Source organism: Nocardia sp. NPDC059177 (genome assembly GCF_042755165.1).
GTDB lineage: Bacteria > Actinomycetota > Actinomycetes > Mycobacteriales > Mycobacteriaceae > Nocardia.
Map to the genome: position 1 here is coordinate 172,269 of NZ_JBHZBX010000011.1, position 25,397 is coordinate 197,665.

A 25,397-nucleotide genomic window follows, 5' to 3' on the forward strand; every position below is an offset into this window, starting at 1 on the left:
CGTGTGGCGAACTCAGGCGAACAGCGTGCGATGGCGGCGGGCCCACTGCGCGTACGAGGTGGCCGGTCGGCCTAGTACCCGCTCGATATCGCCGCTGACCTGGATCTCTTCGGCCGTCGGCGTACCGAGGATGGTGAGCGTGTGGTCGGCCACCGATTCGGGCATGAACCGCAGCATGTTCTGCTTGGCCTGCGCCGGGGTGAGTTCCGCGAAGGAGACCGGTGCGTCGACGGCCTCGGCGAGGGCGGCGGCCTGCGCCCGCGGGGTGATCGTGGCCGGACCGGTGAGGGTGTAGGCCCGCCCGTCGTGGCCGTCGTCGAGCAGCGCCGCCGCCGCGACCGCGGCGATATCGGCCGGGTCGACCGCGGGCAGCCCGACCTCGCCGAACGGTGCGGCGACCGTCCGCTGGGTGCGCACCGATTCGATCCAGGCGAAGGTGTTGGAGAAGAACCCGCCGGGCCGCAGGGAGGTCCAGGCGAGGCCGGATTCCGCGAGTGCGTGCTCGAACGCGATCGTCCTGGCGTACCCGGCGGAGTCCGGCCGCGTGACGGCACCCTGTGACGACACGAACACCACCCGTCGGATGCCCGCTGCCGCAGCGGTTTTCAGTAGCTCGCCCGGTTCCGGTCCGGTGATCAGCTGCTCGCCGGTGATCAGCAGGAACAAGGCGTCCGCGCCCTCGAACGCGGGGGAGAGGCTGTCGAGATCGCCCAGATCCGCGACGACGTGCTCGACCTGCGCGGGCAGGTCCACGGGCCGCTGACCACGCGACACCGCCCGCACCTCCTCGCCCGCCCCGGCCAGCAGGCCGACCAGAGTGCTGCCGATATTGCCGGTCGCGCCGGTGACTACGATCATGTCCGTCCTTGAGTTAGTTGGCTGACTAAATTGCTGGAGTGAACATATCCGACGAGAGTTCTGCTGTCTATAGTCAGTTGCATGACTAACTCGGAACCGCAGGTCGGACCCAAGATCGGGAAGCGCGAACGTCTGATCGGCGCCGCGATGCGCGTGTTCTACGAACAGGGCATCGAGAAGACGACCATCGCCGACATCGCGCGCGCGGCCGAGGTGCCGGTCGGCAATGTCTACTACTACTTCAAGACCAAGGACCAGTTCGTCGAGGCGGTCATCGAAGGGCATTCCCGGGTTCTGGCCGACACGATCGCGGCCCTGGAATCGCTACCCGGCCCGGCCGAGCGACTGCAAGGAATGATCCGCGGCTGGGTCGACCAGCGCGAAATGGCCGCCCGCTTCGGCTGCCCGTTCGGCACGCTGGCCGGCGAACTCGACAAGCGATCAGATGCCTTCGGCGGCGAACCGGCCCGGGTGATGGGGCAGCTCGTCGACTGGTCGCGACGCCAATTCGCCGAACTCGGCCGCGCCGACGCCGACGAGCTCGGCATCGCGTTCGTCGCCTCCTATCAGGGGATCTCGTTGCTCACCAACACCTTCCGCGATCCAGGGCTGATGCTCGGTGAGGGCGCGCGGCTCGAACGCTGGATCGACGAGCTGGCCGGCCGCTAGAAGAAACCCTTGCGTTCGATGCATTGTCGATATATCGTCGATAGTGTCAAGAACAACGACGAAGCCTGAGGAGGCAGTTATGCGTCACGCAGAACAACGAGAATTCGGACACTTCGGTCGCGGTCGTGGACCCGGCCACCCGGAATTCGGTCCCGACCGGCGGGAGTTCCGCCGGGGTGGACGGCATGGGCACGGCCCCGAGTTCGGACCGGGCTTCGGCCCCGGGTTCGGGCCGGGTTTCGGCCCGGGATTCGGTCGCGGCCGCGGCCGTGGCGGACGGGGCAGGCGCGGTGACGTGCGGGCCGCGGTCCTGCTGCTGCTCGAGGACCGCCCGATGCACGGTTACGAGCTGATCCAGCAGATCCGGGACCGCAGCGACGATGTCTGGCGTCCGAGCCCCGGCTCGATCTACCCGGCATTGGCCCAGCTCGAGGACGAGGGACTGGTGCTCATCGAGAAGGTGGCCGGTCGCAAGACCGCCCAGCTCACCGACGAGGGCAAGGCCTATGTGGCGGCCCAGCGCGAGGAACTCGGCGATCCGTGGGCCGAGGTCAAGCAGGATGTCGGCGCCCAGGCGCTGGATCTGCGCGGCCTCGTCGGCCAGGTGATGGGCGCGGTCGGTCAGGTCGCGCAGGTCGGGACGGCGGAGCAGGCGGCCAAGGCGGCCGAGGTGCTCACCGAGACCCGGCGGGCCCTGTATCGCATCCTCGCCGAAGACGATGTCACCCCCGGAGACGACGCAACCCCCGAGAAGTGAGGGCGTCGTGAACCCCCTGGCCGGGGTGCGGTTGTCGGTCCGGAGGAGTAAATCTTTGGGATATGGAACAGCCGCGAGGTATGTGGGGTTGGGGAACATCACACACGCGCAGAGCGGTGTCGGTCACGGCACTGGCCTGTACGGCGGCGATCGGCGTGGCCTTCGCGCCGATCGCCACCGCTGAACCGGCGGGCTACCGGCCCGCCGTCGTGCCGACCGATCCGGGACCGCCGCAGGCGGACCACCTGGGCGCCGCACGCTATCTCGACACCCATCCGAACGCGGTTCCGGTGGGCGTCAACGACTTCGGGTGTGTCCCGAGTGCCGATCATCCCCGGCCGATCGTGCTCGTGCACGGTACCGATTCGAGCGCGTACTCCGACTGGGCCGGGATCGGACCGCAGCTGGTGTCGGCCGGCTATTGCGTCTTCGCGCTGAACTACGGCGGGGCGCCGGGGGCGGACACCTACGGCACCGAGGACATGCGGATCGGCTTCGCCCAGCTCGCGGCGTTCGTCGACCACGTGCTCGCCGCGACCGGTGCGGCGAAAGTGGACCTGGTCGGGTTCTCGCAGGGGGCGACGGTCAGCCGTTTCTACATCAACAAGCTCGGCGGTGCGCCGAAGGTCGGCACCTGGGTCGGGCTGGCCTCGCCCAGCTACGGCGGCGTCATGTACGGACTCGTACCCCTCGGCCAGGCGATTCCCGGGCTGATGGACGTCTACGCGAAGGTCACCTCGGTCGCGGCCGTCCAACAGGGTCAGGGCGAACCGCTCATGCTCGAACTCAACGCGGGCGGCGACACCGTGCCCGGCGTCCGGTACGTCACCGTGGGCAGCCGGGTCGACGAGATGATCCAGCCGTTCGGCAATATCGCCCTGCGCGGGCCGGGCGCACAGAACCTGGTCCTGCAGGACCTGTGCCCCGCGGATCTGACCGGCCATTTCCACATGGTCTACGACCCGTTTGTCCAGCAGCTGCTCCAGCAGGTGCTCGACCCGGCCGACGCGCCGGAGCCGGTCTGCGCGCCGGTGCCGCTGGGCGCCGGAATCCCCGAGGTGATCATCGCCGGCAACTCCTGAGACCGCCGGCGGACACGGCGGGCGGGAACCGGGTCGGGCGCTCCGTAGAATGGGACGACCGCAATTCGTCCAGCCGGGAGCCGCCGTGACCATTCAGCCCGTTCGCCTGTTCGGCGATCCGATCCTGCGTTCGCGTGCCGACGCGGTCACCGAGTTCGGCGCCGAACTCGCGCAGCTGATCGCCGATCTCACCGAGACCATGCACGACGACGGCGGGGTCGGGATGGCGGCGCCGCAGATCGGGGTCGGGCTGCGGGTGTTCGTCTACGACACCGGCGAGGCCGCGGGACATGTGGTGAACCCGGAATGGTCGGCGATCGGCGAGGAGGAGCAGGTCGGTCCCGAGGGCTGCCTGTCGATTCCCGGCGTGCGCTACGACGTGCGCCGCGCCCAGCGCGTGCGCGTCACCGGCGTCGACAGTGCCGGTGCGCCGGTCGAATTCGAGGCCGAAGCACTGCTGGCCCGGTGCGTGCAGCACGAGACCGACCATCTCGACGGCGTGCTGTTCGTGAGCAAGCTCGAGCCCGGTGATCGCAAGGACGCGATGCGGACCATCCGCGAATCCGACTGGTTCCGCGCCGGTGTGACCGTGCGCGAATCCAGCGGTGTCGGCGGTGGCCGCTGATGCGCGTCGTCTTCGCCGGGACACCGGAACCGGCCGTGCCGTCCCTGCGCGCGCTGATCGAGAGCCCGCGACACGAGGTGGTCGCCGTGGTCACCCGCCCCGACGCGGTCGCCGGTCGCGGTCGCAAGATCATGCGCTCGCCGGTGGGTCAGCTCGCCGACGAGCACGGCATCCCCGTACTCACTCCGCGTAAGCCGAGCGAGCCCGAATTCGTCGCCGCGCTGACCGAATTGGCGCCGCAGTGCTGTCCGGTGGTCGCCTACGGCGCGCTGCTGCCCCAGCAGGTGCTCGACATCCCCACGCACGGCTGGATCAACCTGCACTTCTCGCTGCTGCCCGCCTGGCGCGGCGCCGCGCCGGTGCAGGCCGCCATCGCCGCCGGTGACGACCTGACCGGTGCCTCGACCTTCCTCATCGAAGCCGGCCTGGACACCGGTCCGGTATACGGGGTGATGACCGAGCAGATCGGCCACACCGACACCGCGGGCAAATTGCTGACCCGGCTCGCCGAGGCGGGCGCGGTCCTGTTGGAGAAGACCCTGGACGGCGTGGAAGACGGGACGCTGCAAGCGATTCCGCAGTCGAACGACGGCGTGTCCTATGCGCCGAAGGTGACCGTGGAGGCGGGCCGGATCGGCTTCGACGAGCCCGCGTTGTCGATTCACCGCCGCATCCGCGCCGTCACCCCGGCGCCCGGAGCCTGGACCGAGGTGAACGGGCTGCGCCTGAAACTCGGCCCGGTGGAGATGGTGGAGGAAACCTTGCCCGAACGCGAGATCGAGGTGCGCAAATCCGGCGTCTTCGTCGGTACATCGACCACCGCGGTCCGCCTGGGGCAGGTCCAGCCGCCCGGCAAGAAGATGATGAACGCCCTCGACTGGGCGCGCGGCGCCCGCCTGGCCCCCGGCACGGTGATCGGATGAGCGCCTCGGATCGCCGCCGGCGCCGCGAAGCCGACCAGCGCAGCGGCGCGGCCCCCCGCGACGACCGCAAGGTCACCGGCAAGAACGTCGACGGCGGCTGGGCCGCCCGCGCCGCCAAGGGCCGCGACACCAAGAGCACCGGCACCCCCCGTGACGACGACCGGCGTTCCGGGCGCTCGGGTGGCGCTCGGTCCGATGATCGGTTCGAGCGGGATGTGGCCGGTTCGCGGGACGAACGATCCGCAGGCCGACGGTCGGGTGGCCGCGCAGATAGGGGTGGAGCGAGCTCCGGCCTTCCGGGCGCGGAACACGCTGAGCGCGGAGGGGATTCGCGGCGTCACAGCGGGGGCTCCGGTGGCGGCCGTGGCGCTGTGGGGCCTGAGCGTGGACGTGGGGACGAGAGTCGTGGAGGTGCCGGGTCCGGTGGTACGCGCCGGTCCGGGAATCCGCGCGGTGGCACTCGGTCCGATGCCGCGCGAGGAGCTGACCGGGGTGGTCAGCGGGCGCAGGACGCGCGGACGGGCGGGCCGCGGCGGGCTGAGCGGCCCGATCCGAGTGTGCCCAGTCCGCGCAAGCGGCGTGGGGAGGCGGCGGATCCGGCGCGTGAGGTGGCACTCGATGTGCTGCGGGCGGTGCGGGAGCGCGACGCCTACGCGAACCTGGTGCTGCCGAAGCTGTTGCGGGAGCGCAAGATCAGTGGGCGCGACGCGGCCTTCGCGACCGAGCTCACCTATGGCGCGTGCCGGTCGCAGGGGCAGCTCGACGCGGTGATCGCGGCGTGCGCGGGCAGGCCGGTGGCCGAGATCGACGGGCCGATCCTCGACATCCTGCGGCTCGGCGTCTACCAGCTGCTGCGCACGCGCACGAGCGCGCACGCCGCCGTCGACACCTCCGTCGAGCTGGCGCGGGCCGAATTCGGCCAGGGGCGTGCGGGTTTCGTCAACGCCGTGCTGCGTCGGGCGGGGGAGAAGACCGTCGAGGAGTGGGTGGCCGAGCTGGCACCCGCCGATCCGGTCGGCGAACTCGCCTTCGAATACGCGCATCCGGCCTGGATCGCCCAGTCCTTCGCCGACGCGCTCGGCGCGCAGGCGGGTGAGCTGGGCGCGCTGCTGGCGGCCGACGACGAACGCCCGGTGGTGCACCTGGTCGCGCGACCCGGTGAGATCACGGCTGAGGAACTGGCGCTGGTCACCGGTGGTGACGAGGGCCGCTGGTCGCCGTACGCGGTCTACCTCGACGGCGGCGACCCCGGCCAGCTCGAACCCGTGCGCGAGGGCATCGCCGCCGTGCAGGACGAAGGCAGCCAGCTGGTGGCCCTCGCCCTCACCCGGGCGCCGCTGGAGGGTCCCGACGCGGGCCGCTGGCTCGACCTGTGCGCCGGTCCCGGCGGCAAGGCCGCGCTGCTCGGCGCGCTCGCCGCGATCGACCTGTTCACCGTCGACGCCGTCGAACCGGCCGAGCACCGCGCCGAACTCGTCCGCACGTCCACCCGCGGACTGCCCGTCACCGTGCACGTCGCCGACGGTCGCGACAGCGGCCTGACCCCCGGCTACGACCGCATCCTGGTCGACGCGCCCTGCACCGGTCTCGGCGCGCTGCGCCGCCGCCCGGAGGCCCGCTGGCGACGCACCCCGGCCGACGTCCCGGAACTGGTCACCTTGCAGCGCGAACTCCTCACCGCCGCCTGGGATCTGCTGCGCCCCGGCGGTGTCGTGGTGTACTCGACCTGCTCCCCGCACCTGGCCGAAACCGTCTCGGTCGTCGCCGACTTCGTCCGCCGCAGCGGCGCCGAACAGCTCGACACCCGCGACTACCTCCCCGGCGTCACCGACCTCGGCGACGGCCCATCGGCCCAGCTGTGGCCACACCGCCACGGCACCGACGCCATGTTCCTCGCGGCCCTGCGCAAGCCCACCGAATAGCACCCGGTGCTTCGATGGCGGGTCGCCGGGACCCGGCGCCAGGCCGTCACCTCCGACACCTGCGAGACCGACCAGCTCCCGGTGGTGGAGCGGGAGGCTACTCCGCGGCCGCCCATTGTCAGCAGGTAGAACAACGGCGTAATCGTGCAATCCGCCGCGCCGGAGTCAGAAAACTGACTGTGCGCTGCCGGATTGCACGATTACGCCGATCGTTCGGGTCAGGCGGATACCGGGTGTGGCACCGGGATGCTGGGGCATCGGTCGGGTCGGCATCGTCGAAATGCCGCGGTGCCTGGTGGGCTGGCGACATTCTGGCGGACCGGTCGGGTCGGCACAGTCGAACCCATCGGGCCGCGGCGTCGCCGTGCGACGTCGCCACGCGGAGGCGACATTCGTCCAAGCGCCGTAGCCGCGCGCGGGCGCAGAATCGGTGCATGGCGACGACGTGGGAAGAAGTGGTGGCGATGGCGAGCGCGCTGCCCGGTGTCGAGGAGAGCACCTGGTGGCGGTCCCCGGGACTGAAGGTCGGGGGAAAGGGGTTCGCGCGACTACGGGTCGAGGCCGAAGGTGGCCTTGCCCTGCTGTGTGAGCTGGTCGAGAAGGAAGCGCTGCTGGCGTCCGGGGACCCGGCGTTCTTTACGACCCCGCACTACGACGGGCATCCGTTCATCCTCGTCGACCTCGCCCTGGTCGATCCCGCGCAGCTCGGCGAGCTGATCGACAGCGCCTGGTGGCTGCGGGCACCGGCGCGCTTGCGGCGTGATCGTTCGCGCGCGTAGGGGACGTCGTTGTCCCGGCGCGTCAGTCGCGCTCGGACAATTCGCGCAGGCGGGCAAGGGTTTTCGCGAGGATCCGGGACACATGCATCTGGGAGATGCCCAGCTGCGTCGCGATCTGGGTCTGCGTCATCGACTCGAAGAAGCGCATGGTCAGGATGCGGCGCTCACGCTCGGGCAGCCCGGCGAGCAGCGGGCGCACCGCGATGTATTCCTCGACCCGGTCGAACTGGGACTCCTCCTCGCCGAGGGTGTCCAGCAGCGAGGCGTCGTTGTCGCGGCCGACCGAGGCCGCGTCGATCGAGGTGGGCTGATAGGCATTGCCCGCGATGACCGCCTGGGTGACCTCGTCCGGATCGACGTCGAGTTCGGCCGCGATCTCCTTGGCCGTCGGCGCGCGACCCAACCGCTGGGACAGCTGATCCACCGCCGACCCGATCCGCAGATGAGTCTCCTTGACCCGCCGCGGGACTCGCATCGCCCAGGTGTTGTCACGGAAATACCGGCGGACCTCACCCATGATCGTGGGCACCGCGAAGGACAGGAAGTTCGAGCCGCGGCTCAGATCGAACCGGTCCACCGCGTGCACCAGCCCGACCCGGGCGACCTGCGAGAGATCGTCGAACGGCTCACCGCGCCCGCTGAACTTCCTGGCGATGTGGTCGGCGAGCGGAATGCACCGGTTGATCAGCGCGTCGCGGGCCACCGCGTGCGCGGCGCTACCTGGCTCGGTGGCCGCGAGCCGCTCGAACAGTCCGCTGACATCGTCGTACCCCGACACCGGCTCGGCCGGTTCCTCGGTGGGTTCCTCGGCCGGGCGATCGGCGGGCAGCTTCGCCTCGACTCCGTTGGTCGCGGGCTCGGGGTTGTCCGATGTTTGCTGCTCGGGCTGATGATCTTCGGTGGTGTCTTCGCCGTGCACTACGCTTTCCCCCGGACCCGGCGGAATCGGACGGTCGTCGGGTAGCCGGCCACGGCCACGTCGAATCCCTGCTGCTCGGCGGTCACTTCGTCGCTGAGCGTGCGCAGCACGTGCCAGCCGAAGCTGCGCTGGTCGGGCATCCCCTCGCTGCCTGCCACCCCGTCCACGCGCACCTGCAGTTCGCTGTCGCCCACGACGAATTCGCAGGTCAGCTGCGATCCGGGGGCGGCGATCGCGATCAATGTCGAGCAGACCTCGTCCACGGCCAGGCGCACATCGGCGACCTCGTCGAGGGTGAAATCGCTGAGTAGGACCAGTGTTTCGGCCAGCCCGCGCAGGATCGGCAGCTGGGTCAGCGATGCTGCTACGCGAATCTCCACCGGGGCGCTGGAAAGCCCGTGTTCCGCCGAAATATTGGTCACCCTATGCAGGCTACCCACATCGCGGGAGGGCAATCACCATTTGGTCGCTACACTTGCCCGCTGTGTCCACACCGACGTTCTCCCGCCCGGCGCAGCCGATGATCGCCCCGTCCATCCTGTCCGCGGACTTCGCGAACCTGGCCGCTGAGGCCGCCGCTGTCGAGGGGTGCGACTGGCTCCATGTCGATGTCATGGACGGCCATTTCGTGCCGAACCTCACACTCGGTCTGCCGGTGGTGCAGAGCCTGCTCAAAGCCACCGACATCCCGTTCGACTGCCACCTGATGATCGAGGATCCGGGCCGTTGGGCGCCGGGCTACGCCGAGGCGGGCGCCTACAACGTCACCTTCCACGCCGAGGCGACCGACGATCCGATCGCGGTGGCCCGCGACATCAGGGCCGCGGGCGCGCGCGCCGGGCTCTCGGTGAAGCCGAACACCCCGATCGAGCCGTACCTCGAGATCCTGCGCGAATTCGACACCCTGCTGGTGATGAGTGTCGAGCCCGGTTTCGGTGGGCAGTCGTTCATCGCGAGCGTGCTGGACAAGGCGCGGATCGTGCGCAATCTCGTCGACGCGGGCGAGCTGCGGCTGGTCGTGGAGATCGACGGCGGCATCAACACCGACACCATCGAGCAGGCCGCCGCCGCGGGCATCGACTGCTTCGTGGCCGGTTCGGCGGTCTACAACACCGCCGACCCCGCCGCCGCCGTGCAGAACCTGCGCAGCATGGCGACGGCCGTCTGGCAGCAGTAAGGCGCGAATTCGCTTACAGGGTGCGGATTTTGTGGGTGCCCAGCGCCCGCGCCGCGTCGATCACCGCGTGCAGCGGCGGGCGCCGGTCGTCGGCGTCGGGTGCCTGCACCCAGGTGCGGTAGCCGGTGCGCTCGTCGGCGGGGGAGGGCAGCACGATCTGGCTGCCGCTGCACGCGACCGTCGCGTAGAGGCGGAACAGCTCGGCCGATTCGGTGGCCTCGAGGCTGTCCGGGCGGCACGGTCCGGTGAGGAAGGTCCAGCGGCGAGCGCGCGGATGCGCGACGACCGGGCCGGCGAGGTCGGTGGCGCGCAGCCGGGCCTGCACTCGCTCGCCCAGATCGCCCGGCATGGTGACCGCGCCGTAGTGCGCGCCGATGTGCAGAAGAATGCGCCGGGAATCGGGATCGATGGTCGCGGGCAGGTGTAGCTCCCGTCGATATCGGACGCACCGAATTTCCAGGGTGGAATCGACCGATGCGCTCACGCTGCACCCCCACGAGTTGCGATCCTGATGTGACCCACAGTGCTTTCTGACTTTCTGAAGTAGTGGACTATCGCTGGGTCGAACATGCCGCCGACCAGCCGCTCAGCGCAAATTGAACAGCCGGAATCGATGACGTAACAATCTTGCGTCAATGGCTCGGCGGGCGCAAGCATTCGAATCACCGTGTTTCGAGCTGTATATCAGCGGGTAATTCCAGGGTAGAGCCGGCCGGTGAATAGCCGGGCTGGTTCGGCAAAAATTCGACAGAACAATAACCGCCGTATTGATTAACGGCGGTGTTTCTTTATGTCGATTTCTCTTCGCTGCCGATTCGATGTGCCGGTGTCCGGTTCCAGCGACCGGAACGGGCCGGGGGTCGGGTTCGGCCCGGTCCGCTGACCGTCCTCACCCGCCCCGCCACTAGGCTGTGCGGCGAGCGGGTACCGCCGGGAATAGCGCTCGCCCGGCTGCTGTTGGGCCCGATGGGTACGAACGACGCGACACAGGGAGTCAGGCATGTTCACAGGGATCGTCGAAGAGCTGGGCGAGATCGTGGCCACCGAGCAGCTGGCCGACGCCGCCCGCTTGACGATTCGCGGCAAGCTGGTGACATCCGATGCCGGACACGGTGATTCGATCGCCGTCAACGGCGTCTGCCTCACCGTCGTCGACGTGATCGACGGTGACAGCTTCACTGTCGACGTCATGGCCGAGACGCTGAACCGGTCGAGCATCGGCGCCCTCGTCGCCGGCTCCCGGGTCAACCTCGAGCGCGCCGCCGCCCTCAACAGCCGCCTCGGCGGCCATCTGGTGCAGGGTCACGTCGACGGCACCGGCACCGTCCTGTCGCGGACCCCGTCGGAGAACTGGGAGGTCGTGCGGATCTCGCTGCCCGACGGCATCGCCCGCTACGTGGTGGAGAAGGGCTCGATCACCGTCGACGGTGTCTCGCTCACCGTCTCGGACCTCGGCCTGGCCGCCGAACCGGCCGCCGACGGCAACCGCGACTGGTTCGAGGTCTCGCTCATCCCGACCACCTTGGCACTGACCGTCCTCGGCACCGCCCCCGTCGGCACCACGGTGAACCTCGAGGTCGACGTGATCGCGAAGTACGTCGAACGCCTCGCCCAGCGCGGCTGACCACTCAACGGCACGCGGTCGTCGGAAACACCGACCTGGAGCCGTAATGTAGAAGTCGATACCATCCCTAGGGAGTTTCTCGGCCGCCTCGATCTGGACTGACCAGAGGGTGCGACGAAGGAGTACCCGCCGGGAGGGAAGATCGAGGCCCCAGGGCCGAGAAACACGCGGCGCCAGCCGCCAAGAATACGGAGCAGGTTGACGTGACCAGGTTGGACAGCATCGAGCGCGCGGTCGCCGATATCGCGGCCGGCAAGGCTGTCGTCGTCGTCGACGACGAGGACCGCGAGAACGAAGGCGACCTCATCTTCGCGGCCGAGAAGGCGACTCCGGAGCTGGTCGCGTTCATGATCCGCTACACCTCGGGCTACATCTGCGTCCCGCTGACCGGTGACGACTGCGATCGTCTCGGGCTGCCGCCCGCGTACGCGATGAACCAGGACAAGCACGGCACCGCCTACACCGTCTCGGTCGACGCCCGCGAGGGCATCACCACCGGTATCTCCGGCGCCGACCGCGCGGTCACCATGCGCCTGCTGGCCAGCGCCGAGGCCAAGGCCGACGAGTTCACCCGTCCCGGTCACGTGGTGCCGCTGCGCGCCAAGGACGGCGGCGTGCTGCGCAGGCCGGGGCACACCGAGGCCGCCGTCGATCTGGCCAGGATGGCAGGGTTGCGGCCGGCCGGGGTGATCTGCGAGATCGTCAGCCAGAAGGACGACGGGCACATGGCCCGCACCGACGAGCTGCGCGTCTTCGCCGACGAGCACGATCTGGCGATGATCTCGATCGCCGACATGATCGCCTGGCGCCGCAAGCACGAGAAGCACGTCACCCGGGTGGCCGAGGCCCGTATCCCCACCGCGCACGGTGACTTCAAGGCCGTCGGCTACCAGAGCGTCTTCGAGGACGCCGAGCATGTCGCGCTGGTCCGTGGCGATATCGCCGACGGCGAGGACGTGCTGGTGCGGGTGCACTCGGAATGCCTCACCGGCGACGTCTTCGGTTCGCTGCGCTGCGACTGCGGTCCGCAGCTGGACGCCGCACTGGAGATGGTGGACCGCGAGGGCCGTGGCGTGGTGCTGTACATGCGTGGGCACGAGGGCCGCGGCATCGGCCTGATGCACAAGCTGCAGGCCTACCAGCTGCAGGATTCCGGCCGCGACACCGTCGACGCCAATCTCGATCTCGGCCTGCCCGCCGACGCCCGCGACTACGGCACCGGCGCGCAGATCCTGGTCGACCTGGGTATCCGGTCCATGCGTCTGCTCACCAACAACCCGGCCAAGCGGGTCGGGCTCGACGGGTACGGGCTGCGGATCACCGAGCGGGTGCCGATGCCGTTGCGCGCCAACGCCGAGAACCTGCACTACCTGCGCACCAAGCGGGACCGGATGGGCCACGACCTGGTCGGCCTCGACGATCTCGATCTCGGCGAAACCGCGCAGTGATCCGTTCCGACTCCACCGAAAGGCAGCAACGATGAGCGGCACCGGTGTCCCGTCCTTCGCGCTGGCGCAGGCCACAGACCTCAAACTCGGCATCGTCGCCTCGCGCTGGCACACCGAGATCTGCGACACCCTGGTCGCCAATGCCGAGCGGGTCGCCAAGGAGGCCGGCGTCGAGCAGGTGACCGTGGTCCGCTGCGCCGGGGCGATGGAACTGCCGGTGGTCGCGCAAGAACTGGCCCGCACACACGACGCCGTCGTCGCGCTCGGTGTCGTGATCCGTGGCGGCACACCGCATTTCGAGTACGTCTGTGACGCGGTGACCGCCGGGCTGACCCGGGTCTCGCTCGATGCGGCCACCCCGGTCACCAACGGCGTGCTCACCACGAACGACGAGCAGCAGGCGCGCGACCGCGCCGGGCTGCCGGGGTCCGCGGAGGACAAGGGCGAGCAGGCGTGCGCCGCCGCCCTCGACGCCGCGCTCACCTTGCGCGCGCTGCGATCGGCGTGACCGTGCCGGTGGTGCGGACCTGGCGCCGGGGCGCGCCCGAACCGGCGGCGGACTGGGACTTCGAAGTACGCCCGCGCCGGGCGATCCGTACCGCGGTGATCGCCGCGATCGTCATCCTCGTGGCGTTCACCGCGGGTGGGCTGCTGTTGCGTACCGGGTCAACCGGAGTGAACTTCCGGTTCGCCGACCAGGTCGCGATGATCCTGATCGGCGTGCTCGGCGCGGGCGCGGTACTGCTGCTGACCCGGCCGCGCGTCCGGGTGGGCAAGCGGGGCGTGTCGGTGCGCAATATCCTCGGCGACCACGAGTATCCGTGGGCCTACATCCGCGGCGCGTCCTTCCCGGATCGCAAATCCTGGGCCCGCCTGGAGCTGGCCGACGACGATTACGTGCCCATGCTGGCGATCCGTTCCAACGACAAGGTCCACGCCGCCGACGCCATCGAGCGCCTACGCGAGCTGGGCGCCCGCTACACCGGTCAGGAGTGACCCGCTAGCGGATGTCGCCGAGGACGGCGCCTTCCCGGCGCGGATCGGCGCCGCCGACCCAGCCGTCGGTGCCGTCGCGTTGCAGCGCGCTGAGCCCGCTGGACTGGGGTGCCACCGACACCTGATGCCCCATCGCCCGCAACTGCTGGACGAGGGCGTCGTGGTCGCCGTTGTCGGTGGCGTCGACGGCCGGATGCTCCCCGCCGACACCGGTGACTGGAGTATTACCCGCGCCGAAGGACACGGCCGAGACCGCCTGCTGCGGATCCAGCCCCCAGTCCAGAATATTGACCAGGGTCTTCACCACGAACTGGATGATCACCGCCCCACCCGGTGAGCCCGTCACCAGCGCGAGCTCGCCGCGGTTGCCCTGGTCGTCGCGATCGAACACCAGGGTGGGCGCCATCGAACTGCGCGGGCGCTTGCCGGGCTGCAGCCGGTTGGCGACCGGGATGCCCTCGGCGTCGACCGGGTCGGCCGCGAAATCGGTGAGCTGATTGTTGAGCAGGAACCCGTCGACGAAATGGAACGACCCGAAGGCCGATTCGACGGTGGTGGTCATCGCGGCGGCATTGCCGTACTTGTCGACGACGGAGATGTGGCTGGTGCCGTGCTCGGGCGGCTGCGGACCGTTGCCCAGCGGAACCGGGCCGAGGTCGCCCGGCTGCGCGGTGCCCATGCTGCGCTGCGGGTCGATCAGGGTCGAGCGTTCCTTCAGGTACTGCGGGTGCACCAGCGACAGCGCCGAATTGCCCGGCAGCGGAACGAAATCGGGGTCGGCGACGTATTTGTTGCGATCGGCGTAGGCCAGCCGCTCGGCCTCGGAGATCAGGTGCACGGCGCGCGCGTCGGGTGTGCCGCCGTCGGCGTCGAGATCGGTGGGACGCAGGGCGCCCAGATCGAAATTGGCCAGGATGCCCATGGTGGCGGCGACGGTGCTGCCGCCCGAGGACGGCGCCGGCATCCCGCACAGCTCGTACTGGCGGTAACCGGTGCACAGCGCGGTGCGCTTCTCGACCTCGTAGTTCGCCAGATCGGTGGTGGTCAGCAGGCTGGGTGTGCGCCCGCCCGCGGTGCTGCCCGCCGCCTCGACGATGTCGCGGGCGATCGCGCCGGTGTAGAGGGCTTCGGCGCCGTCGGTGGCCACCGCGCCCAGCGTCTTGGCGAGTGCCGGATTGGTGAGCAGTGTGCCTGCTTGCTTGGGGGCGCCGTCGGCTTCGAGGAAGTAGTTGCGCGAGCCCTCGTCGGCGGCGAGGTCTTTCGCCGACTCGGCGATCTGGCCCGCCAGCCGGGGACTGATCTCGAAACCGCTGTCGGCCAGACTGATCGCCGGGTCGAACAGTTCCTTCCAGGCCGTCATCCCGTGCTCGCGATGGGCCAGTTCGAGCAAGCGCAGCACGCCGGGCACGCCGATCGACCGTCCGCTCGCGCGGGTGTTCGGCGCCGGTTCGGCGTGGTCGGTGTCGCTGATCCAGCGCAGATAGTTCTCGGTCGCCGCGGCGGGCGCGGTCTCACGGCCGTCGTAGGCCTCGACCGTGCGCGACTTCGCGTCGTAGTGCAGCAGGAACGCGCCGCCGCCGATACCGGAGGCCTGCGGTTCGACCAGGCCGAGCATCGCCTGCGCGGTGACCAGCGCGTCGGCCGCCGTGCCGCCCGCGCGCAGCACCCGGCAGGCCGCCTCGGTCGCCAGCGGGTTGGCCGTGGACACCGCGTAGGTGCTGGTGCGTACCGCGCTCATGCCCGTGCGGTAGCCCGAGGCGATCTCCGGGTTCAGGCTGAGATTCTGCGAGGTCGCCGCCGCGGAGGTGGCGGGCGCGGCGGTGACCGGCGTGCCGTTCGCGGTGCTGGTGCATTCGGCCGCCGCCGTGTCGTCGGTGGAGCAGCCGGTCAGCAGGCCCAGGGTCAGGACTCCGGCCGCCGCGGCCCCGATCCACGTCTGTCGCCTTGGCGTCATGCGAGCCAGCCTAACTCCGGATGGCCGGTGCCGACCGGCTTTCCGGCCCGGACGGGCCCCGTGCCCGGCGTGGTCCTCGCTACCCTGGCGGCATGGCTATCGATGCGGTGCTGTTCGATTTCTCCGGCACGGTCTTCCGGTTGGAGGACGACCGGACCTGGGCCGACGAGCTCGTCGGCGACGACGGCACCCCCTTCGACGTGGCCGCGAAAGCCGAGGTGCTGCGCCGGATGACGGCCCCGGTCGAGCAGTTCATGACCTTCGACGCGGTCGGTCAGCACGCCTGGGACAACCGCGATCTCGACCCGGCGCTGCACCGCCACGCCTACCTCGAAGTACTGCGCGGGTCCGGCGTGCCCGAGGCCCAGGCCGCCCGCCTGTACGAGCGGCTGATCGACCCGCTGGCCTGGACGCCGTACCCCGACACCGGTACCTTCCTGAAATCGCTGTCCGCCCAGGACATTCCGATCGGCATCGTCAGCAATATCGCCTTCGACATCCGGCCCGCCTTCGCCCAGCACGGCTGGGACGACCTGATCGGCGCGCTGACGCTGTCCTACGAGCTCGGCGCCATCAAACCGGACCCGCGGATCTTCCACGACGCCATCGATCGCCTCGGCGTCGACCCCACCCGGGTGCTGATGATCGGGGACAGCGCCGAGGCCGACGGCGGCGCGACCGCGCTCGGCGCGCGTTTCGCCCTAGTCGATCCGCTGCCGACCGCCGAACGGCCCAGCGCCCTCGTCGACGCGCTGGCCGGGCACGGCATCGACACCACCGGCTGAGTCCCGCTCAGCGCTCCCGGGTGAACCAGGCCTTGGCCGAGGGCCGCAGCAGCAGCGCGGCGATCGCACCGTTGGCGACGATGCCGACCGCGCCCGGCGGCAGCCCGGTGAGAATGCCGGTGCACGACACCAGCCCGCCCACGGCCGCGACGCCGACCGCCGCCAGCCGGATCCGCTCGCCACCACGCCCGAACAGCAGGATCAGCGGGACCAGGGCGAAGGTCGGCAGGTAGCCGGCGAGCAGGGTGCCCAGCGAGTCGCCGGTGCCCAGCGCGAGGGTGATCGCGATCAGGACCAGGCCGACGGCGGCGGAGACCGCGGCGATGAGCCGCGCGCCGCGCACCGTGCCGGGCGGCAGCCAGGACGGCGGTGCGTCGTCGTCGAGGTCGTCGGCGAAGTGCGGAAGTGCCGGGGTGGTCATCGGACGTCCTTTCCGGTGGGAGTCCGGAGCGCGGCCCCGGATCGGAATCCGGACATTGACGGTACACAGGGGCCGAGCAGGCGGTTCGTTCGGCTCGTCGAGTTCTGTCGGGGCGGGTCGATAGTCTTGACCTGTGGCAGATCCCGCGACGTACCGGCCGGCGCCGGGCACGATTCCCGTCGAACCCGGTGTGTACAAGTTCCGCGACACACACGGGCGGGTCGTCTACGTCGGCAAGGCCAAGAGCCTGCGCAGCCGGTTGAACTCCTATTTCGCCGATGTGTACTCGCTGCATCCGCGGACCAGGCAGATGGTGACCACCGCGGCGAGCGTCGAGTGGACGGTGGTGTCCACCGAGGTCGAGGCGCTGCAACTGGAATACAACTGGATCAAGGAATTCGATCCGCGGTTCAATGTCCGCTACCGCGACGACAAGACCTACCCGGTGCTGGCGGTGACCCTGAACGAGGAGTACCCGCGCCTGTTCGTCTACCGCGGTGCCCGCAAGAAGGGCGTGCGCTACTTCGGCCCCTACGCCCACGCCTGGGCGATCCGCGAGACACTCGACCTGCTGCTGCGCGTGTTCCCGGCGCGCACCTGCTCCAACGGAGTCTTCAAGCGGCACAGCCAGATCGGGCGCCCCTGCCTGCTCGGTTACATCGACAAGTGCTCGGCGCCGTGCGTCGGCCGGGTCACCGCCGACGAGCACCGCCAGATCGTCGACGACTTCTGCGACTTCCTCTCCGGCCGGACCGACAAGATGGTGCGCGCGCTGGAACGGCGCATGCACGAGGCCGCCGACGACCTCGACTTCGAGACCGCGGCCCGCCTGCGCGACGACGTGCAGGCCCTGCGCCGCGCGCTGGAGAAGCAGGCCGTTGTGCTCGGTACCGGCACCGACGCCGACGTGATCGCCTTCGCCACCGACGAGCTCGAGGCGGCCGTGCAGATCTTCCATGTGCGCGACGGCCGGGTGCGTGGCCAGCGCGGCTGGGTGGTCGACAAATCCGGCGACGCGCTCGACGTCGCCGAATCCGGCACCGAACTGGCCGCGCTGGTCGAACAGTTCCTCACCCAGTTCTACGGCGAGCAGGCCGCGCTGGCCGAACAGAACGCCGACGGTGACGTGGTGGTCGTCCCGCGCGAGGTGCTGGTCCCCGAACTGCCCGCCGACGCCACCGAGATCCAGGACTGGCTGAGCAGACTGCGTGGCTCGGCGGTCTCGCTGCGGGTACCGCAGCGCGGTGACAAGAAGGCGCTCGCCGAGACGGTGCAGCGTAACGCGGGCGAGGCGCTGGCCCAGCACAAACTCAAGCGCGCGGGCGACCTCACCTCCAGATCGCAAGCGCTGCAGGACATCCAGGACGCGCTCGAACTCGACAGCGCGCCGCTGCGGATCGAGTGCGTCGACATCAGCCACGTACAGGGCACCGACGTCGTCGCCTCGCTGGTGGTCTTCGAGGACGGCCTGGCCCGCAAGGCCGACTACCGGCACTACGCCATCAAAGAAGCCGCAGGCGACGGCCGCTCCGACGACGTCGGCAGCATCGCCGAGGTGACCCGCCGCCGCTTCGCCCGCCTCGCTCGCGACCGCCAGCAGCCCGTCGACGTCGAACCCGACGAGGCCGACGAGCCCACCTCGCGCCCTGGAATCGACCCGACCACCGGCCGCCCGCGCCGCTTCGCCTACCCGCCGAACCTCTACGTCGTCGACGGCGGCGCACCGCAGGTGGCCGCGGCCGCCGAGGTGCTCGACGAACTCGGCATCACCGATGTCGCCGTCATCGGCCTGGCCAAACGGCTGGAGGAGGTGTGGGTGCCCGGCGAGCCCGACCCGGTGATCATGCCGCGTACAAGCGAGGCGCTCTACCTGCTGCAACGCGTGCGCGACGAAGCCCACCGTTTCGCCATCACCTTCCACCGCAGCAAACGCTCGCGCCGGATGACGGCATCGGCGCTGGACGCGGTACGCGGCCTCGGTGAGGCGAGGCGCACCGCGCTGGTCACCCATTTCGGCTCGGTCGCCCGGATAAAGGACGCGACTGTCGACGAGATCACATCGGTGCCCGGTATCGGCGTCTCGACGGCGAAGGCGGTGCTCGAAGCGCTCAACAACCCGTAACCGAGGACGGGCGCGATCACAGGACGCAACATTGCGAGTGCCGTACGTTGTGTGTCTGCGCCCGATACCCGAACCGGTGCGGGATGATCGAAAGGCACCCAGAAACGGATCCGGTAGGACATGACACGCGTCGAATCGAACAACAATGTGGGGGCACCCGGACAGTCCGGAGCTGTCACCGATACACAGCAACCAGTAGAAGTGGTCATCGTGACCGGCTTGTCCGGCGCGGGCCGCGGCACTGCCGCGCGCGTGCTGGAAGATCTCGGCTGGTACGTGACCGACAACCTGCCGCCCGAGCTGATCGGGCGGATGATCGAACTCGGCGCCGCGGCCGACCCGCCGGTCCGGCGGCTCGCGCTGGTCATGGACGTGCGAAGCCGCTTCTTCACCGGCGACCTGTCCGGGGTGACCGAACAGCTGCGCACCGCGGGCATCCGCACGCGCGTGCTGTTCCTCGAGGCCTCCGACGACGTGCTGATCAGGCGCTTCGGTTTCGCCAGGCGCAGGCATCCGCTACAGAGCGACAGCCCCGACGGCACGCTCTCGGCCGGTATCACCGCCGAGCGGGTCAGGCTGTCCTCGGTGAAGGCCGCGGCCGACCTCGTCATCGATACCACCGAGCTGTCGATCCACCAGCTGCACCGCAAGCTGGAGGAGGCATACGGTGCTGGCGCGCCAGCGGCACTGCAACTGACCGTGCAATCGTTCGGCTTCAAGTACGGTGTTCCCCTCGACGCCGACATGATCCTCGACGTGCGATTCCTGCCCAATCCGCATTGGATTCCCGAACTGCGGGAACACACCGGACAGGAATTGGTGGTCAGCGACTACGTGTTGTCGGGGCCGGGCGCGCAGGACTACCTGCAGACCGGCAAGCACCTGGTCGACCTGACCACGACGGGATACCGCCAAGAGGGGAAGCGATACATGACGGTGGCAGTGGGGTGCACCGGCGGTAAGCACCGCAGCGTGGCGATCGCCGAGGCGCTCGGTGAGCGCATCGGCGCCGACTCCGGGCACACGGCGGTCGACGTCGTCCGTGTGGTGCACCGGGATCTGGGGCGCGAATGAGCGGATCCGACACCGACCCAGCCGTCGTCGCGCTGGGCGGCGGACACGGGCTGTACGCGACATTGACCGCGGTACGCAGGCTGACCAGGCAGATCACCGCCGTGGTCACCGTCGCCGACGACGGCGGCTCCTCGGGCAGATTGCGCGGCGAACTGGGCATGCTCCCGCCCGGCGACCTGCGGATGGCGCTGGCCGCGCTGTCCGAGGACGCCGAGGGCGTGTGGACCACGACGGTGCAGCACCGCTTCGGCGGTTCGGGCGCGCTGGCCGGGCACTCGGTGGGCAATCTGATCCTGGCCGGGCTCACCGATGTCCTCGGCGACCCAGTCGCCGCGCTGGACACGGTGGGCGAGCTGCTGCGGATCACCGGCCGGGTACTGCCGATGTCGCCGATACCGCTCGACATCGAGGCCGAAGTGTCTGGCCTGGAATCGGATCCGCGGATCGGCCGGTGTGTGCGCGGTCAGGTTGCGGTGGCGACCACGCCGGGTAAGGTCCGGCGGGTGCGGCTGATTCCGTCCGACCCGCCGGCCAGCCCGGAGGCGACCGCGGCCATCGAGCGCGCGGATGTCGTTGTGCTCGGGCCTGGTTCGTGGTTCACCAGCGTCATTCCGCACGTGCTGGTACCCGAGTTGCACGAAACCCTGGTGCGCACCGCGGCGCGCAAGGTGCTCGTGTTGAATCTGGCCGCGGAACCCGGGGAGACCGCCGGCTTTTCCGCGGAGCGTCATCTGCATGTATTGTCCCAGCACGCACCGGATTTCGCGGTCGATGACGTGCTTGTCGACTCGGCGTCGGTGCCCGAGGGGCGGCAACGGGAACATGTGGCAAGAGCCGCCGAACAGTTGCGTGCACGGGTAACGTTCTGCGATGTTGCCGAGCCGGGGACGGATCGGCATCATCCCGGAAAACTTGCCGCCGCACTGGATCAGGTGATCCGGTCGCCGCGGCCGCAACTGGCAGGGCTTCGAGTCGAGGGACGGCACACGGGATCGGATGTGCGTTCCGGGTCGGTGGGAAAGGAGCGCGTCTCGTGGCGATGACAGCCGAGGTGAAGGACGAGCTGAGCAGGCTCGTGGTGTCGCAGGTCAGCTCGCGCAAGGCGGAGCTGTCGGCGTTGCTGCGGTTCGCGGGTGGCTTGCACATCGTCGGGGGCAGGGTGATCGTGGAAGCCGAGGTGGACATGGGTTCCATCGCCCGGCGACTGCGCCGGGAGATCTTCGAGCTCTACGGATACGGCTCCGATGTGCATGTGCTCGGTGCGGGTGGGTTGCGTAAGACCTCCCGCTATGTGGTGCGGGTGTCGAAGGAAGGCGAGGCGCTGGCGCGCCAGACCGGACTGCTCGACGTGCGTGGCAGGCCGGTGCGCGGGCTGCCCGCGCAGGTGGTCGGCGGCAGCATCGGCGATGCCGAAGCGGCCTGGCGTGGCGCGTTTCTCGCGCACGGTTCGCTCACCGAGCCGGGGCGGTCCTCGGCGCTCGAGGTGAGCTGCCCCGGCCCGGAGGCGGCGCTGGCGCTGGTCGGCGCGGCCCGGCGGCTCGGGATCACCGCGAAGGCTCGCGAGGTGCGTGGCACCGACCGGGTCGTGGTGCGTGACGGTGAGGCGATCGGCGCGCTGCTGACCAGGATGGGTGCCCAGGACACTCGCCTGACCTGGGAGGAACGGCGGATGCGCCGCGAGGTGCGGGCCACGGCCAACCGTCTGGCCAACTTCGACGACGCCAACCTGCGCCGGTCCGCGCGCGCGGCCGTCGCGGCGGCCGCCCGGGTGGAACGCGCGCTGGAGATCCTCGCCGACGATGTGCCGGATCATCTCGCCGCGGCGGGCAAGCTGCGCGTGCAGCACCGGCAGGCCTCGCTCGAGGAACTCGGCCAGCTGGCCGACCCGCCGATGACCAAAGACGCGGTGGCCGGACGGATCCGGCGGTTGCTGTCGATGGCCGATCGCCGGGCCAAGGACCTCGGTATCCCCGATACCGAGTCGGCCGTGACGGCGGAGCTGCTCGACGACGCATAAACGCCGGGCATTCGCCACCCGCTGTGGCGAATCCGACGTTCCGGGCAGAGCGGTCATGCATGACCGCTCTGCCCTTTATTCTGGGTCCCCGCAGGTCGGGGACCTGAACCTCACAATTCGCAGGTGGCTGTCGTGATCTCGCCAGGTGGCTACTAGTGTGGTGACGGTCGGAATGAATCCGCTTGAAAGCTGAGGAGCGATAACGTGACTGTCCGGGTAGGTATCAACGGCTTCGGTCGTATCGGACGTAACTTCTTCCGTGCGGTGGAGGCGCTGAAGGCTGTCGGCAAGACCGATATCGAGATCGTCGCGGTCAACGACCTCACCGACATCAACACCCTCGCCACGCTGCTGAAGTACGACTCCATCCTGGGTCGGCTGCCGCAGGACGTCTCCGTCGACGGCGACACCATCGTGGTCGGCGAGCAGCGCATCAAGGCGCTCGCGATCAAGGAGGGCCCCTCGGCCCTGCCGTGGGCGGACCTGAACGTCGACGTGGTCGTCGAGTCGACCGGCATCTTCACCGCCGCCGAGAAGGCCAAGGGTCACCTGTCCGCCGGCGCCAAGAAGGTCATCATCTCCGCGCCCGCCACCGGCGACGACATCACCATCGTGATGGGCGTCAACGACGACAAGTACGACGGCAGCCAGAACATCATCTCCAACGCCTCGTGCACCACCAACTGCCTCGGCCCGATCGCGAAGGTCCTGCAGGACTCGTTCGGCATCGAGCAGGGTCTGATGACCACCATCCACGCCTACACCCAGGACCAGAACCTGCAGGACGCGCCGCACAAGGACCTGCGTCGCGCCCGCGCCGCTGCCCTGAACATCGTGCCGACCGGCACCGGTGCCGCCAAGGCCATCGGCCTGGTGCTGCCCGAGCTGCAGGGCAAGCTCGACGGCTACGCGCTGCGTGTTCCGGTCCCGACCGGCTCGGTCACCGACCTGACCGCGACCCTGACCAAGGCCGCCACCATCGACGAGATCAACGCCGCGATGAAGGCCGCCGCCGAGGGGCCGATGAAGGGCATCCTCAAGTACAACGAGGACCCGATCGTGTCGAGCGACATCGTCACCGACCCGCACTCCTCGATCTACGACGCGCCGCTGACCAAGGTCATCGGCAACGAGGTCAAGGTCGTGTCCTGGTACGACAACGAGTGGGGCTACTCCAACCGCCTGGCCAACCTGGTCGATCTCGTCGGCAAGTCGCTCTGAACCCGATGACAGTCCAGACACTGCAGGATCTGCTGGCCGAGGGTGTGGAAGGCCGGGGCGTGCTCGTGCGCTCCGACCTGAACGTGCCCCTCGACGACCAGGGCCAGATCACCGACCCGGGCCGCATCATCGCCTCGGTCCCCACCATCCAGGCCCTGGTCGAGGCCGGCGCCAAGGTGGTCGTGATGGCCCACCTGGGCCGCCCCAAGGGCGAGCCCGACGCCAAGTTCTCGCTGGCCCCCGTGGCCACGAAACTGGCCGAGCTGCTGGGCCGCAACGTCCAGCTGGCCGGTGACGTGGTGGGCTACGACGCGCTCTCGCGCTCGGAAGGCCTCACCGACGGCGACGTGCTGCTGCTCGAGAACGTGCGCTTCGACCCGCGCGAGACCAGCAAGGACGACGCGCAGCGCGCCAAGCTGGCCACTGCCTTCGTCGAACTGGTCGGCGACGACGGCGCGTTCGTCTCCGACGGTTTCGGTGTGGTGCACCGCAAGCAGGCCTCGGTCTACGACGTCGCCCAGCAGCTCCCGCACTACGCGGGCACGCTGGTCGCCGCCGAGGTGGACGTGCTGCGCAAGCTCACCGAGGACCCGGCCCGCCCCTACGCGGTGGTGCTCGGCGGCTCCAAGGTCTCCGACAAGCTCGCCGTGATCGAGGCGCTGGCCCCCAAGGTCGACACCCTGGTCATCGGTGGCGGCATGTGCTTCACCTTCCTTGCCGCACAGGGCGTTTCGGTGGGCACCTCGCTGCTGCAGGAAGAGATGATCGACACCTGCAAGAGCCTGCTCGAGCGCTTCGGCGATGTGCTGCACCTGCCGGTCGACATCGTGGCGGCCGACAAGTTCGCCGCCGACGCCGAGAGCAAGACCGTCGCGGCGACCGAGATCCCCGACGGCTGGATGGGCCTGGACATCGGCCCCGAGTCGGTGGCCCGGTTCGCCGCGCTGCTGACCGAGGCCAAGACCGTGTTCTGGAACGGCCCGATGGGCGTGTTCGAGTTCGAGAAGTTCGCCGCGGGCACCCGTGGCGTGGCCGAGGCCATCGTGACCGCGACCGGCAAGGGCGCGTTCACGGTCGTCGGCGGTGGTGACTCGGCCGCGGCCGTGCGCACCCTCGGACTGCCCGACGACGGTTTCTCGCACATCTCCACCGGTGGTGGCGCGTCCCTGGAATACCTGGAAGGCAAAGAGCTGCCCGGTATTTCGGTGCTGGAGGGCTGAACGATGGCACGTAAACCGCTGATCGCGGGCAACTGGAAGATGAACCTCAACCACCTCGAGGCCATCGCGTTGGTGCAGAAGGTGGCCTTCGCGCTGCCGGAGAAGTACTTCGCGAAGGTCGACGTGGCGGTCATCCCGCCGTTCACCGATCTCCGCAGCGTCCAGTCGCTGGTCGAGGGGGACAAGCTCCTGCTCACCTATGGCGCGCAGGATGTCTCGACCCACGATTCCGGCGCCTACACCGGTGAGGTCAGCGCACCGATGCTGGCCAAACTCGGCTGCACCTACGTGGTGGTCGGGCATTCCGAGCGCAGGCAGTACCACAGCGAGGACGACGCGACCGTGCTGGCCAAGGCCAAGCAGGCGCTGAAGTACGAGATCACCCCGATCGTCTGCATCGGCGAGGGTCTCGGTGTCCGCGAGGCAGGCACACATGTCGAGTACAACCTCGAGCAGCTGCGTGGTTCGCTGAAGGGCCTGTCGGCCGAGGAGATCTCGAAGGTCGTCATCGCCTACGAGCCGGTCTGGGCCATCGGCACCGGCAAGGTCGCCTCGGCGGCCGACGCGCAGGAAGTGTGCGGCGCGATCCGTGGCGAGCTGGAGAAGCTGGCCTCGCCGGAGGTCGCCGCGGGTGTGCGGGTGCTCTACGGCGGTTCGGTCAACGCCAAGAACGTCGGCGAGCTGGTCGGCCAGACCGATATCGACGGCGCGCTGGTCGGTGGCGCTTCGCTCAAGGGTGACGAGTTCGCCACCCTGTCGGCGATCGCCGCAGGCGGTCCGCTGCCCTGATCGGGTAACGACTAC

At 69.5% G+C, this 25,397-nt stretch carries 26 protein-coding genes; 20 read left to right on the forward strand and 6 right to left on the reverse strand.

Annotated elements, in window-relative coordinates:
• Positions 1 to 12: 12 nt before the first annotated feature.
• Positions 13 to 858 (reverse strand): SDR family oxidoreductase, encoded by an 846-nt coding sequence (locus tag ACFXK0_RS16535; RefSeq protein ID WP_379411139.1) that lies wholly within the window; start codon positions 856 to 858, stop codon positions 13 to 15.
• 81 nt (positions 859 to 939) lie between these two features.
• Between ACFXK0_RS16535 and ACFXK0_RS16540 the strand changes: the two genes are divergently transcribed.
• From ACFXK0_RS16540 to ACFXK0_RS16570, 7 genes are all read left to right on the forward strand, one after another.
• Positions 940 to 1,527 carry a TetR/AcrR family transcriptional regulator gene (locus tag ACFXK0_RS16540; RefSeq protein ID WP_379411140.1) on the forward strand — a complete coding sequence of 196 codons (588 nt, stop codon included), beginning with the start codon at positions 940 to 942 and terminating at the stop codon, positions 1,525 to 1,527.
• 79 nt (positions 1,528 to 1,606) lie between these two features.
• Positions 1,607 to 2,284, forward strand: coding sequence for a PadR family transcriptional regulator (locus tag ACFXK0_RS16545; protein ID WP_379411141.1), 678 nt, complete (start codon positions 1,607 to 1,609; stop codon positions 2,282 to 2,284).
• Positions 2,285 to 2,400: 116 nt separating this feature from the next.
• Positions 2,401 to 3,366 (forward strand): esterase/lipase family protein, encoded by a 966-nt coding sequence (locus tag ACFXK0_RS16550; RefSeq protein WP_379411143.1) that lies wholly within the window; start codon positions 2,401 to 2,403, stop codon positions 3,364 to 3,366.
• 85 nt (positions 3,367 to 3,451) lie between these two features.
• On the forward strand, positions 3,452 to 3,991 hold the full coding sequence (gene def / locus ACFXK0_RS16555; RefSeq protein WP_379411144.1) for a peptide deformylase: 540 nt from the start codon (positions 3,452 to 3,454) through the stop codon (positions 3,989 to 3,991).
• Positions 3,991 to 4,914: a methionyl-tRNA formyltransferase gene (fmt, locus tag ACFXK0_RS16560; RefSeq protein ID WP_379411145.1), complete on the forward strand. Its 924-nt coding sequence runs from the start codon at positions 3,991 to 3,993 to the stop codon at positions 4,912 to 4,914. Before def ends, fmt begins: the two co-directional genes overlap by 1 nt.
• A 371-nt stretch (positions 4,915 to 5,285) precedes the next feature.
• Positions 5,286 to 6,836: an RsmB/NOP family class I SAM-dependent RNA methyltransferase gene (locus tag ACFXK0_RS16565; RefSeq protein ID WP_379411187.1), complete on the forward strand. Its 1,551-nt coding sequence runs from the start codon at positions 5,286 to 5,288 to the stop codon at positions 6,834 to 6,836.
• A gap of 434 nt (positions 6,837 to 7,270) precedes the next feature.
• Positions 7,271 to 7,615, forward strand: a complete 345-nt coding sequence (locus tag ACFXK0_RS16570; RefSeq protein WP_379411146.1) for an MmcQ/YjbR family DNA-binding protein — start codon at positions 7,271 to 7,273, stop codon at positions 7,613 to 7,615.
• A 22-nt stretch (positions 7,616 to 7,637) separates the two neighbouring features.
• Here ACFXK0_RS16570 and ACFXK0_RS16575 read toward each other — a convergent pair whose 3' ends face one another.
• The gene (locus ACFXK0_RS16575) at positions 7,638 to 8,444 is read right to left on the reverse strand and encodes an RNA polymerase sigma factor SigF (RefSeq protein WP_379411188.1); all 807 of its coding nucleotides are present in this window, start codon (positions 8,442 to 8,444) and stop codon (positions 7,638 to 7,640) included.
• Positions 8,445 to 8,533: 89 nt separating this feature from the next.
• Positions 8,534 to 8,956: an anti-sigma factor gene (locus tag ACFXK0_RS16580; protein ID WP_379411147.1), complete on the reverse strand. Its 423-nt coding sequence runs from the start codon at positions 8,954 to 8,956 to the stop codon at positions 8,534 to 8,536.
• Between the two features lie 98 nt (positions 8,957 to 9,054).
• On the opposite strand from ACFXK0_RS16580, the gene rpe reads away from it, so the two are divergent.
• Positions 9,055 to 9,711 (forward strand): ribulose-phosphate 3-epimerase, encoded by a 657-nt coding sequence (gene rpe / locus ACFXK0_RS16585; protein WP_379411189.1) that lies wholly within the window; start codon positions 9,055 to 9,057, stop codon positions 9,709 to 9,711.
• 13 nt (positions 9,712 to 9,724) lie between these two features.
• Here rpe and ACFXK0_RS16590 read toward each other — a convergent pair whose 3' ends face one another.
• Positions 9,725 to 10,195, reverse strand: a complete 471-nt coding sequence (locus ACFXK0_RS16590) for a hypothetical protein (protein ID WP_379411148.1) — start codon at positions 10,193 to 10,195, stop codon at positions 9,725 to 9,727.
• A 516-nt stretch (positions 10,196 to 10,711) separates the two neighbouring features.
• On the opposite strand from ACFXK0_RS16590, the gene ACFXK0_RS16595 reads away from it, so the two are divergent.
• From ACFXK0_RS16595 to ACFXK0_RS16610, 4 genes are all read left to right on the forward strand, one after another.
• Positions 10,712 to 11,335: a riboflavin synthase gene (locus tag ACFXK0_RS16595; RefSeq protein WP_379411150.1), complete on the forward strand. Its 624-nt coding sequence runs from the start codon at positions 10,712 to 10,714 to the stop codon at positions 11,333 to 11,335.
• A gap of 203 nt (positions 11,336 to 11,538) precedes the next feature.
• Entirely contained in the window at positions 11,539 to 12,783 is a 1,245-nt protein-coding gene (locus ACFXK0_RS16600; RefSeq protein WP_379411151.1) for a bifunctional 3,4-dihydroxy-2-butanone-4-phosphate synthase/GTP cyclohydrolase II, read from the forward strand.
• Positions 12,784 to 12,814: 31 nt separating this feature from the next.
• Entirely contained in the window at positions 12,815 to 13,291 is a 477-nt protein-coding gene (gene ribH, locus ACFXK0_RS16605) for a 6,7-dimethyl-8-ribityllumazine synthase (protein WP_379411153.1), read from the forward strand.
• Positions 13,288 to 13,779, forward strand: coding sequence for a PH domain-containing protein (locus tag ACFXK0_RS16610; protein WP_379411154.1), 492 nt, complete (start codon positions 13,288 to 13,290; stop codon positions 13,777 to 13,779). The genes ribH and ACFXK0_RS16610 overlap by 4 nt, the downstream gene beginning before the upstream one ends.
• A 4-nt stretch (positions 13,780 to 13,783) precedes the next feature.
• Here ACFXK0_RS16610 and ggt read toward each other — a convergent pair whose 3' ends face one another.
• The gene (gene ggt, locus ACFXK0_RS16615; protein WP_379411156.1) at positions 13,784 to 15,733 is read right to left on the reverse strand and encodes a gamma-glutamyltransferase; all 1,950 of its coding nucleotides are present in this window, start codon (positions 15,731 to 15,733) and stop codon (positions 13,784 to 13,786) included.
• A gap of 92 nt (positions 15,734 to 15,825) precedes the next feature.
• Between ggt and ACFXK0_RS16620 the strand changes: the two genes are divergently transcribed.
• Positions 15,826 to 16,518, forward strand: a complete 693-nt coding sequence (locus ACFXK0_RS16620) for an HAD family hydrolase (protein WP_379411157.1) — start codon at positions 15,826 to 15,828, stop codon at positions 16,516 to 16,518.
• Between the two features lie 7 nt (positions 16,519 to 16,525).
• Here ACFXK0_RS16620 and ACFXK0_RS16625 read toward each other — a convergent pair whose 3' ends face one another.
• Positions 16,526 to 16,939, reverse strand: coding sequence for a hypothetical protein (locus tag ACFXK0_RS16625; protein ID WP_379411159.1), 414 nt, complete (start codon positions 16,937 to 16,939; stop codon positions 16,526 to 16,528).
• Positions 16,940 to 17,072: 133 nt separating this feature from the next.
• Between ACFXK0_RS16625 and uvrC the strand changes: the two genes are divergently transcribed.
• The 7 genes from uvrC to tpiA all read left to right on the forward strand — a co-directional run bounded on the left by uvrC (position 17,073) and on the right by tpiA (position 25,382).
• A complete protein-coding gene (gene uvrC, locus ACFXK0_RS16630; protein WP_379411160.1) occupies positions 17,073 to 19,061 on the forward strand; it encodes an excinuclease ABC subunit UvrC in 1,989 nt (662 codons plus the stop codon).
• Between the two features lie 120 nt (positions 19,062 to 19,181).
• A complete protein-coding gene (gene rapZ / locus ACFXK0_RS16635) occupies positions 19,182 to 20,135 on the forward strand; it encodes an RNase adapter RapZ (RefSeq protein WP_379411161.1) in 954 nt (317 codons plus the stop codon).
• Complete coding sequence (yvcK, locus tag ACFXK0_RS16640; protein ID WP_379411162.1) at positions 20,132 to 21,178, forward strand: uridine diphosphate-N-acetylglucosamine-binding protein YvcK; 1,047 nt, start codon at positions 20,132 to 20,134, stop codon at positions 21,176 to 21,178. The genes rapZ and yvcK overlap by 4 nt, the downstream gene beginning before the upstream one ends.
• A complete protein-coding gene (whiA, locus tag ACFXK0_RS16645; protein WP_278264272.1) occupies positions 21,169 to 22,152 on the forward strand; it encodes a DNA-binding protein WhiA in 984 nt (327 codons plus the stop codon). Before yvcK ends, whiA begins: the two co-directional genes overlap by 10 nt.
• Positions 22,153 to 22,356: 204 nt before the next feature.
• Positions 22,357 to 23,373 (forward strand): type I glyceraldehyde-3-phosphate dehydrogenase, encoded by a 1,017-nt coding sequence (gap, locus tag ACFXK0_RS16650; RefSeq protein ID WP_379411164.1) that lies wholly within the window; start codon positions 22,357 to 22,359, stop codon positions 23,371 to 23,373.
• A 5-nt stretch (positions 23,374 to 23,378) separates the two neighbouring features.
• Complete coding sequence (locus ACFXK0_RS16655; RefSeq protein WP_379411165.1) at positions 23,379 to 24,593, forward strand: phosphoglycerate kinase; 1,215 nt, start codon at positions 23,379 to 23,381, stop codon at positions 24,591 to 24,593.
• A 3-nt stretch (positions 24,594 to 24,596) separates the two neighbouring features.
• Complete coding sequence (tpiA, locus tag ACFXK0_RS16660; protein WP_379411167.1) at positions 24,597 to 25,382, forward strand: triose-phosphate isomerase; 786 nt, start codon at positions 24,597 to 24,599, stop codon at positions 25,380 to 25,382.
• Positions 25,383 to 25,397: the final 15 nt, after the last annotated feature.